General features: G+C 63.0%; 9 protein-coding genes and 1 rRNA gene. 7 read left to right on the forward strand and 3 right to left on the reverse strand.

The features are described from left to right. The first annotated feature begins 54 nt into the window (after positions 1-54). From QQZ18_RS05565 to QQZ18_RS05575, 3 genes are all read left to right on the forward strand, one after another. Complete coding sequence (locus QQZ18_RS05565) at positions 55-1,005, forward strand: DUF3829 domain-containing protein (protein WP_284538702.1); 951 nt, start codon at positions 55-57, stop codon at positions 1,003-1,005. A 109-nt stretch (positions 1,006-1,114) separates the two neighbouring features. Continuing rightward, complete coding sequence (locus tag QQZ18_RS05570) at positions 1,115-1,642, forward strand: adenine phosphoribosyltransferase (protein ID WP_284538704.1); 528 nt, start codon at positions 1,115-1,117, stop codon at positions 1,640-1,642. Between the two features lie 29 nt (positions 1,643-1,671). Next, positions 1,672-2,361, forward strand: coding sequence for a pentapeptide repeat-containing protein (locus QQZ18_RS05575; RefSeq protein WP_284538705.1), 690 nt, complete (start codon positions 1,672-1,674; stop codon positions 2,359-2,361). 110 nt (positions 2,362-2,471) lie between these two features. On the opposite strand, the gene QQZ18_RS05580 is transcribed toward QQZ18_RS05575, so the two are convergent. Then, positions 2,472-3,206: a Crp/Fnr family transcriptional regulator gene (locus tag QQZ18_RS05580; protein WP_284538707.1), complete on the reverse strand. Its 735-nt coding sequence runs from the start codon at positions 3,204-3,206 to the stop codon at positions 2,472-2,474. 143 nt (positions 3,207-3,349) lie between these two features. Here QQZ18_RS05580 and QQZ18_RS05585 point away from each other — a divergent pair, with 143 nt between their 5' ends. After that, the gene (locus QQZ18_RS05585) at positions 3,350-3,697 is read left to right on the forward strand and encodes a response regulator (protein ID WP_284538710.1); all 348 of its coding nucleotides are present in this window, start codon (positions 3,350-3,352) and stop codon (positions 3,695-3,697) included. A gap of 40 nt (positions 3,698-3,737) precedes the next feature. Here QQZ18_RS05585 and QQZ18_RS05590 read toward each other — a convergent pair whose 3' ends face one another. Next, the gene (locus tag QQZ18_RS05590; RefSeq protein WP_284538712.1) at positions 3,738-4,415 is read right to left on the reverse strand and encodes a helix-turn-helix transcriptional regulator; all 678 of its coding nucleotides are present in this window, start codon (positions 4,413-4,415) and stop codon (positions 3,738-3,740) included. A gap of 431 nt (positions 4,416-4,846) precedes the next feature. Between QQZ18_RS05590 and QQZ18_RS05595 the strand changes: the two genes are divergently transcribed. From QQZ18_RS05595 to QQZ18_RS05605, 3 genes are all read left to right on the forward strand, one after another. Beyond that, entirely contained in the window at positions 4,847-5,233 is a 387-nt protein-coding gene (locus QQZ18_RS05595; RefSeq protein ID WP_284538714.1) for a RidA family protein, read from the forward strand. Positions 5,234-5,353: 120 nt separating this feature from the next. Next, positions 5,354-6,577 (forward strand): pyridoxal phosphate-dependent aminotransferase, encoded by a 1,224-nt coding sequence (locus QQZ18_RS05600; RefSeq protein WP_284538716.1) that lies wholly within the window; start codon positions 5,354-5,356, stop codon positions 6,575-6,577. A gap of 166 nt (positions 6,578-6,743) precedes the next feature. Continuing rightward, a complete protein-coding gene (locus QQZ18_RS05605; protein ID WP_284538718.1) occupies positions 6,744-8,144 on the forward strand; it encodes a Na+/H+ antiporter NhaC family protein in 1,401 nt (466 codons plus the stop codon). 802 nt (positions 8,145-8,946) lie between these two features. Here the strand turns inward: QQZ18_RS05605 and rrf are convergent. Further along, a 5S ribosomal RNA gene (rrf, locus tag QQZ18_RS05610) occupies positions 8,947-9,062 on the reverse strand. Positions 9,063-9,076 lie beyond the last annotated feature (14 nt).

The following is a 9,076-nucleotide window of genomic DNA, read 5'->3' on the forward strand; positions in this document are numbered from 1 at the left end:
CGTTGGCAGAGCCAGTTCATCTGCCGTCACACACAGTCAACGAAGAGAAGAAACTTGCGTCTGAACATACTTTCCGCCGGCGTCCTTTTCGCCTGCAGCCTCGCCCTTTCCGCCTGCAACGACCAGAAATCCTCCGCCGAGCAGCCAACCCAATCTCCTGCCGAGCAGCAGGAGATTGCCAAGTACAACGCCTATGTCGATGTCGCGAACAGCCTGCACTCGCCCTTTGCCAAGGAGCTCGCCGATTACCGGGCCTATCGCGAACCCGAGGTGACATCCGGCAAGCCGCTTGAGACCTATTCGGTGGCCTCCACGCTGTCCGTCACCCAGATCAGGGAGAAGCTGACCAAGGCCGCCGCCCTTCCCTTCGCCATGCCGGAGATCGACGCGCCCGCCAAGAGCTTCGGGGACGCCCTCGCCAAGTTCGAACCGATCAACTCCGATCTGAGCAACTACGCCGAGTCCAAGGGCTATCTCGCCGACGGCGGAAAGAAGGCACGGGAGCAGAACGCCGGCTTCGTTGCCGCCTTGACCGAGGTGGCGAACGCCGAGACGGCCTTCCTCTCCGGCATTCAGAAGCGTGACGAGATCAACACCCAGGCCGCCTTCGACAAGGCGACCAAGGACACGGACGACTACTACCGCGCCGGAGTGATCCTCCATGCGAAGAAGGCCGTCAGGCTCGGCGATTCCGTGTTCGAGCAGCAAGGATCGAAGGAGGCCGTCGACCCGTTCCGGGCGAGCCTCGATCAGGTCGCGGCCATGGCCGACGGCTTCAATGCCAAGAGCAAGGAAAAGGATCCGAAAGGCTGCCCGGCCATGACGAAGGCCATCAACGACTTTCTGGCCCTGGGACGCACGGTCGTCCAGCACGCCGAGAAGGGCGACTACGTTCCGGACGGCAGCGCCACCTGGAAGCTGAACAACCCCATCCAGTATGACGCCGGCACCCTGCTGCTCCGCTTCAACGCCATGATCGGCCTGTTCAACTATCCGCGCTGCTGACGGTGCGCGTCTCATTTATGCCGGCAAACCCGGGATAGCCGGCTGAATCGGTTGCGGCCCGCGCCCTCGTTGTCTAGAACGGGCCGTAACTTCTTCAGGAAGCCCTCCCATGAATCTGGCCGATACCATTCGCGCGATCCCCGACTATCCCAAGCCGGGCATCGTCTTCCGCGACATCACCACCCTCCTAGGCAATGCCCGGGCCTTCCGGCGCACAGTCGACGAACTGGTCCAGCCCTGGGCGGGCGGCAAGATCGACAAGGTGGCCGGCATCGAGGCGCGCGGCTTTATCCTGGGCGGCGCCGTCGCCCACCAGCTCAGCGCCGGCTTCGTGCCGATCCGCAAGAAGGGCAAGCTGCCGCACGAGACCGTGTCGATGGTCTACAGCCTGGAATACGGCGTCGACGAGATCGAGATGCACAAGGACGCCATCCTGCCGGGCGAGCGCGTCCTCTTGGTCGACGACCTGATCGCCACCGGTGGCACGGCCAGCGCCGCCGCCAAGCTGATCCGCCAGATGGGCGGCGAACTGGAAGCGGCCTGCTTCATCGTCGACCTGCCGGCACTCGGCGGCGCCGACAAGCTGCGGTCGCTCAACGTCTCCGTCCGCACGCTGATCGCCTTCGAAGGCGAGTGACCGGTCCGAGCGGTGGCGGGAGAGAGCGCATGACCGACATTCCCTCCATCGACCTCACGGGCAAGGCCGTCGATCAGGCGGCCCTCGACCGCCTCACCTCCATCGGAGAGCCGCGCCGTCTCGTCGGCGCCGACCTCGGCGGCCTTTCCTTCGGCGAGGTCGATCTTGCCGGATGGCAGTTCGAGGGGTGCAACCTCGCCCACAGCAAGCTCGCCCGCACCCGGCTCGCCGAGAGTCGCTGGTCGGCCTGCAAGGGCGCCTTCGCCGACTTCGGCCGCGCCGATCTGGTCGACGCCGAGATCGTCTCCTCCGACTTCAACAACGCCCTGTTCCGGCAGGCGGTGCTGACCTCCGCCGCCTTCCGCCGCTCCAAGCTGACCGGCGCCGACTTCACCGACGCCCGCACCGTCGATCTCGCGCTGGAGGAAGTGCTGGCTGTCGACGCACGCCTGCCCAAGGTATCCTTCCGCCGCCAGACGCTGACGCAGGTGGATCTCTCCGGCGCCCTACTGGAGGGCGCCGATTTCCGCGACGCGGTGTTCGAGGAGTGCAGCCTGCGCGACGCCCAGTTGCTGCGCGCCCGCTTCGAAGGGGCCGACCTGCGCGGCGCCGATCTCGGCGGCATTCGGCTTGGCGACGCCGCGCATTTCCGCGGCGCCATCATTTCCCGCGCCCAGGCGACGGACCTCCTGAAGGAACTCGGCCTCAGGGTTCTCTAGCGCGCCCGTCGATCTGACTGAATCAGATCGGCGCTCTAAGCTCTTGTTTGTGAAGCATCATCTTTTCGATCCTCGTTTCACTCCGGTCGGATGATGCTCTAGCTCCCCGCTCACGGCTCGGGGTAGACGCCCTTCAGCACCATGTCGAAGTGTCCGCGAACCACCTCGTTGCAGGCGCAGGCCATCCTGCCGAGATGGTCGTGGTCGAGCACCGTCAGGCGCCCTCTCTGGGTATCGACCACCCCTTCCGCCTTGAAGCGCCCGATGACGCGCGTCGTGTAGCTTCGGCCGACGCCGAGCAGTCCGGCCAACTGGTCCTGGGTCAGCGTCAGCTCGTCCGAGCCGGTGCGCTCGCTGGCGGCGACCAGCCAGCGGGCCGCACGCTGCTGAATGGTGTGGGCCGCGTTGCAGGCGCTCGCCTGGAACACCTGGGCGAGCAGACAGTCGGCATAGCGATTGAACAGCGAGTCGATGGTCGGCTCGTCGGCCTTGAGGGCTTCGAGGTCGCCGAGGGATATGCGGGCAAAGGTGCCGCCGAACAGCACGACGGCGAGCGCGAAGGCCGGCAGATGACCCCGGCTGACGATGCCGCCGACAGCCCCTTCCCTGCCGATCAGGGCCGTTTCCACTTCCCGTCCGTCGCCGAAGGTGACGCGATAGGACGCCATGGCCTTGCCGATCGGGAAATAGGCCCATTCCACCCGGTTTCCGGGCGTTTGCAGCGTACGGCCGACCTCGCCCGCCCAAGGCTGGAGAAGCGAGACCAGGCGCTCCCACTCGCGGGGGCGCAATGCGTCGATGAGATTGTTGCCGGTTTTCCCTTCAAACGTCGAAATCGCCGCCATAAGTGTTCCTACCGACGTAAAAAACGCGAAAGACTTTCACCCTGTGTTCAGTATTGGACATACAGAGAGCCCCCTCGCCAGTAAAATCCATAGTCGCAAAGCTGGAATAATTTCAAGCGGCTGTGAAAGCGCGAGGTGGATACATGATCGGCGGCCAACGAATTCTCGTCCTGGAGGACGAGCCGCTGATTGCTATGGACCTCGAAGATCTCCTGACTTCCAAGGGTTTCACGGTCGTCGGCCCGTTCTCGACCGCCGCCGCCGCGCTTGAAAGCCTGGACGAGGCACCGCTTCAGGCCGCCCTGCTCGACATCTATCTCTTCAATGGAACGTCGTTCGACGTCGCCCGCGAGCTGCGGCGCCGGGGCATACGCTTCGCCTTCATGACCGGCCTGGTGGCGCCGGATGTGGTGCCCGCCGATCTCGCGGGATCGCCGATCATCCTGAAGCCCTATAACGAGAAGGAACTGCTGGCCTTCGTCGCGACCTGAGGGCCGGAGAGCACTCGGACTCCGGCTTCAACGCCCGCCGTTACTTCGAAGGCGCCTTCTTGAGATAGCGGTAGATGGTCGGCTCGGAGACCTGCAACAGGGTCGAGATTTCCGAAACCGCGCCCTTGATGCGGAACACGCCGAGCTCGGCCAGCTCGAAGACGACCGCGCTCTTCTCCGCCGGCGTCATGCGCTCCGGCTCGATGCCGACCTTGGACAGCACGTGATCGAAGCGCGACGAGATCAGGGCCCTGGGATCGAGGTCGAGATTCTCCTCGGGCAGGATCGGATCGCCGTCCGGCGCAACGTTGGCCGTGTTGATGAAATCGTCGATCGCCGACCGCGCCGCGACGAAGGCGGTGATGTCGACGTTGACGCAAAGCATGCCGATGACGTCGTTCGCCCTGTTCTTGATGAAGAACGTCGACGCCCGGACCGTCTTCTTGGTCTCGTCGGTCTTGCCGATGTAGTTGGCGATGTATCTCTTCTTCTCGTAGACCTTCTTCTCCAGAAGCTCCAGCGCGAAGCCCGTTATGCAGCCGCCCACCTGACGCCCGGAAACGTGGTTGTTGCGGATGGCGATGATCGACGACTCGAGCTGCCTGAGGTCGTGAAGAATGACCTCGCAGTTCCGGCCGAGCGTCTCGGCGTAAAAGTCGACCATGGGAACGAATGACTCGAGGATCTTGTCATCTTCCGAGACTGACGGAACCTTCATGCATCCCTCAGCGGCAACCGCTGCCCTCCCAACACTATCGACTCGCTTCCGGCAAGGACGACGCCGGGGCGGGATCTCGTCCGCGTCTCGTCGCATCTGACTCAACGCTGATGAGAAATTTCTTATCACACTCGCTGCATGAATTTCGAGCAGTTTCGGTCGACATCATGTGCAGACCTACGACTTTTGATGCAACCTCGCCTCCCCTCCTCGAAGGAGGCGCCGCCCCGTGAGACGCGAAACTTCACCTCTAACTATATGAATTACATTTATAAATATGCAGACGTGCGCCTTCGGGCGAGCAATCGCGGCCGACTGTGGCGACCTCCCTTCCATCCCCTCCGAAGCTCCGGGTACGCAACATTCCCATTGTACGGCATGGACTGATAATTTATTATCTCGATGATGATTTTTAGATCATGGAGATCAAAGTGCAGAAGCAGAAAGAGATCGTGACGACCAAGGCTCCGGCGGCGATCGGCCCCTACTCCCAGGCCGTGGAGATCGGCGATCTGGTGTTCGTCTCGGGCCAGATTCCCTTCGACCCGGTCAGCGGCAAGCTGGAGCATGCCGACATCAAGGGACAGGCCCGCCAGTCGCTTGAGAACGTCAAGGCCATCGTCGAGGCGGCCGGTCTCACGCTCGCCAACGTGGTGAAGGTCAACGTCAGCCTGACCGACATGGGCGCCTTCGCCGACGTCAACGCCATCTACGCCGAGTATTTCACCGGCGAGATCAAGCCGGCCCGCGCCGTCGTCCAGGTCGCCGCCCTGCCCAGACAGGTGCTGATCGAGATCGAGGCGATTGCCCATCGCTGAGTGAGCCGGAGCGACTTCAACAGACGCAGGACCCGGTTTTGCGTTCGAAGTTGCGGTGAAACGAAAAGCTAGAGGACTTCGCGAACCGGAGTTCGCCGGAAATATCCCAGGGAGGGAAAAATGGCTGCGAGAGACAAACTTGTCGGAACATTCAAGACGCTTCAGGGAGGCCTGTTCTCGACCGTCACCAAGGCGGACGTCGGCACGGCCCTCAACGACCTGATCAAGAACGGTTGCGCCCTCATGTGCTGGGCCGACCCGTTCTTCCCCGATCACGTCATCCCCTCTCATGTCGAGAACGCCGCCGTGCGCTCTCTCCAGGAGGGAATGGGCCCGCACTACACGATGCCGATCGGCGACGCCGAGCTCAAGACGTTGATCGCGGCCAAGCTTTCCAAGACCCACGGGATCACCATCAATCCCGAACGCAACCTCGTCGTCACGCCTGGATCGGACTCGGGGCTCCTCTTCGCCATGATGCCGTTCATCGGCGCCGGCGACGAGGTGCTGATCCACGCGCCCAGCTATCCCAGCAACTTCCTCAATCCCGGACTGCTCGGCGGCATCGCCGTTCCCGTGCCGACGCGCCCCGAGAACAACTATCAGATCGAGATCGACGAGTACCGCAAGCGCCTGACCAAGAACACCAAGATGGTGCTCCTGACCCAGCCCAACAATCCGACGACCACCGTGCAGCGCAAGGAGCGCCTTGAGGAGCTCGCCAAGTTCGTCGTCGAGAACGACCTCATCCTGGTGGTGGACTACGCCTTCGAAGACATCGTCTATGACGGCATCGAGATGTACGACATCTCGCGCTTCGAGGGCATGTGGGAGCGCACGCTCTCCGTCTACTCGATTTCCAAGGGCATGGCGCTCAGCGGACTGCGCGTCGGCTACGTGGTGGCCGACGACAAGCTGATGGACGTGCTGTTCGCCTGCGCCGTCAACGTCATCGGCGCCACCAACACCTCGGCCCAGCAGGCGGCCATCGCCGCCTTCCGCGACTACGCGTTCATCTCGGACTACAAGGCGATCTTCGACAAGCGCCGCCGCAAGGTGTTCGACTGCTTCAACTCCATTCCCGGCGTGTCGATGAGCCTGCCCGAGAGCTCGTATCTCTCCTGGGTCGACATCTCCCGGCTCGGGACGGCGGCGGAAGTCTCCCAATACATCCTCAAGAACGCCAACGTCTTCGTCAACGAGGGCACGCCCTACGGGCTCGGCGGCGAGGGACACCTGCGCATCGTCCACGGCTGCTACCGCAGCGAGGACGTCGTCGACCAGGCGCTCGATCGGATCAAGACCGCGCTGACCCGCCTCGCGGCGGAAAAGGGCATTCGCTGACCCAGAGCGGTTCCAGCGAAACCGGGTACCGGTTTTGCCTCCGGAACTGCGTCTTAACAAGGGGATAGAGCTTTTCCGGCGAAGCGGAATTTCGCCGGAAAGGCTCCTGATAAAAGAGGGGCTGACTATGGAAGAGAAAACCTTGGAGTTTCACGGGGGATGGACGTTGTCCCTCCTTCCGATGGTGCTGTTCATCATCGCCTGCACGTCGTGTTTCGTCGTCCTGCACGTCTTCGACATGAACCTGTTGTCGATGTGCGCCTTCCTGGCGATCATCATCGGCGGCGTCTTCGCCAAGAACTACGAGACCTACTGGACGGCGGTCATCAAGGACGGCATCGGCTCCGAGATGGCCGTGACCATCTTCGCCATCCTCCTGGTCATCAGCATGTTCGCCAAGCTGATGGCGCAGAGCGGCGTCGCCGAGGGCTTCGTCTGGCTGGCCAACACCATCCACCTGCACGGCAGCCTGCTGACCGCCTTCGTCTTCATTGCGACCTGCGTCATCTCCGCTTCGACCGGAACGTCGATCGGCACGCTGTTCACCGGCTTCCCGGTGTTCTACCCGTCGGGCATCCTGCTCGGCGCGGATCCGGTGGTGCTGGCCAGCGCCATCCTGTCGGGCGCCATCTTCGGCGACAACGTCGCCCCGATCTCCGACACCACGGTGGCCTCGGCCTCGACGCAGACCTACACCAACCGTCCGGGCTCGGCGGAAATCGCCGGCGTCGTCACCACGCGCTTCAAGTTCGCCCTGTGCGCCGCCATCATCTCGGCGGTGCTGTTCTACCTGTTCGGCGGCGCTTCGACCCCGATCAGCGACGTGTCGATGGCCGCGCACGACTACTCGCCCAAGGGCTTGATCATGCTGCTGCCGATGGCCGTGCTGCTGCTGGTCGCCGTGAAGACGCGCAACATCTTCAAGGCCATTCCGGTGGGCATCGTGGTCGGCATCCTCGTCGGCCTGCTGTCGGGGGTGTTCACCTGGGAGAGCATCTTCTCGCTCGAGGGTGACAAGATCGGTGGCTTCCTGTTCCTCGGCTTCAACGGCATGATCGGCACCGTCACCTTCGTGCTGTCGCTGTTCGGCATCATCGGCATCCTTCGGGCCAGCCGCACCATGGACCGCGTCGCCGAGTACATCGGCAACAGCAAGCTCGCCCAGACCACCCGCGGTGTCGAAGCCGCCATCGGTCTCGGCATAGGTGCCGCCACGGTGCTGCTCGGCGGCGTGACCAGCGCCTCCATCCTGGCGTTCGGCCCGGTCGCCGACGAAATCGGCAAGAAGAAGATGCTGCACCCGTTCCGGCGCGCCGTGCTGGTGGACTGCATCGCGATGACCCTGCCGGCCATCGTGCCCTTCCTCAGCGCCTTCATCTTCATCGTCCTGGCGGTGGTCGGCGGCCTGCGCAGCGAGTATGCGTTCATCCCGCAGATCAACCCGATGTCGATCGCCATGACGTCCTTCTACTCGCTGTCGCTCTTCGTGGTGTTCGTCTTCTCGATCTACACCGGCTGGGGGCGCACCTTCGAAGGCAAGAACGGGGAGCCCGTCAAATCGCTCTAGCTGGACCGGCTAGTTCGCATCACCGATGAGGGGGCTTCGGCCCCCTCATTTGCTATGTACGCTCCCGCCGGCACGCGATGCCGGTAGCGCTAGCTGTTCCGCCCATTTCGAGTGGTACCGACAAAGGTACGGCAGTGCCTCACGGCGCCATTCCTCTTGAAAAGACGCGCATATAGTCTGGATAAACGACAGGCGGTCCGCTTGGCGAGCGCCGGTGCAATCCCTCCCTAGGGAAGACAACGCCCGCATACCCCCGCCGCCCTAGCCGAGGCGCACCTCGGGGAAGCATAGCCCGCACAGGCCTCCACGAGAGCCAGTAACCCCTCCGGCAACCTTGGGCTATCCCTATGCCCATCCCCTCTCGCACCGTTCCTGCCGACAAGTTGGCTAGCCCCGAGGCTGGCGGAGCCCGGCCGTCATCCGCAGCAACGATCCGCTTTCCGCTTCAGCCGAAGATGTTGTACCCGCGAACCTCTCGGGCCACTCATCCACCCGCGCCTATGGACCGTCGTGTGATTGGCTCGGCCTCACTGAAGTAGAGGCGGCGCCGGTGGGCTCACGCTGAGTTTCCGCGATCCACCGGCCGTCCTTTCGGCCCGTCCGCTCGCGCCGTGTCACGTTCGCGACGTCAATGCCTTGTGGTCATGCGGTTTCGGTTTCGGGTAATCTTCTGTGTATTTTCCAAACGCAAAAGCCCTCCGGAGATTTCTCTCTCGGAGGGCTTTTGGTTGTTTGGGTTCGTGTGTGTTTTGTGAAGAGCTTTGTTCGTGTGGTTTGTTGTTGTTGGTCTTGCACTTTGCAGGCCTGGCAGCGACCTACTCTCCCGCGTCTTAAGACGGAGTACCATTGGCGCTGGGGAGTTTCACGGCCGAGTTCGGGATGGGATCGGGTGCATTTCTCCCCGCCATGACCACCAGGCCGGCGAAGTGCAA

The organism is Pleomorphomonas sp. T1.2MG-36 (genome assembly GCF_950100655.1).
Taxonomy (GTDB): domain Bacteria; phylum Pseudomonadota; class Alphaproteobacteria; order Rhizobiales; family Pleomorphomonadaceae; genus Pleomorphomonas.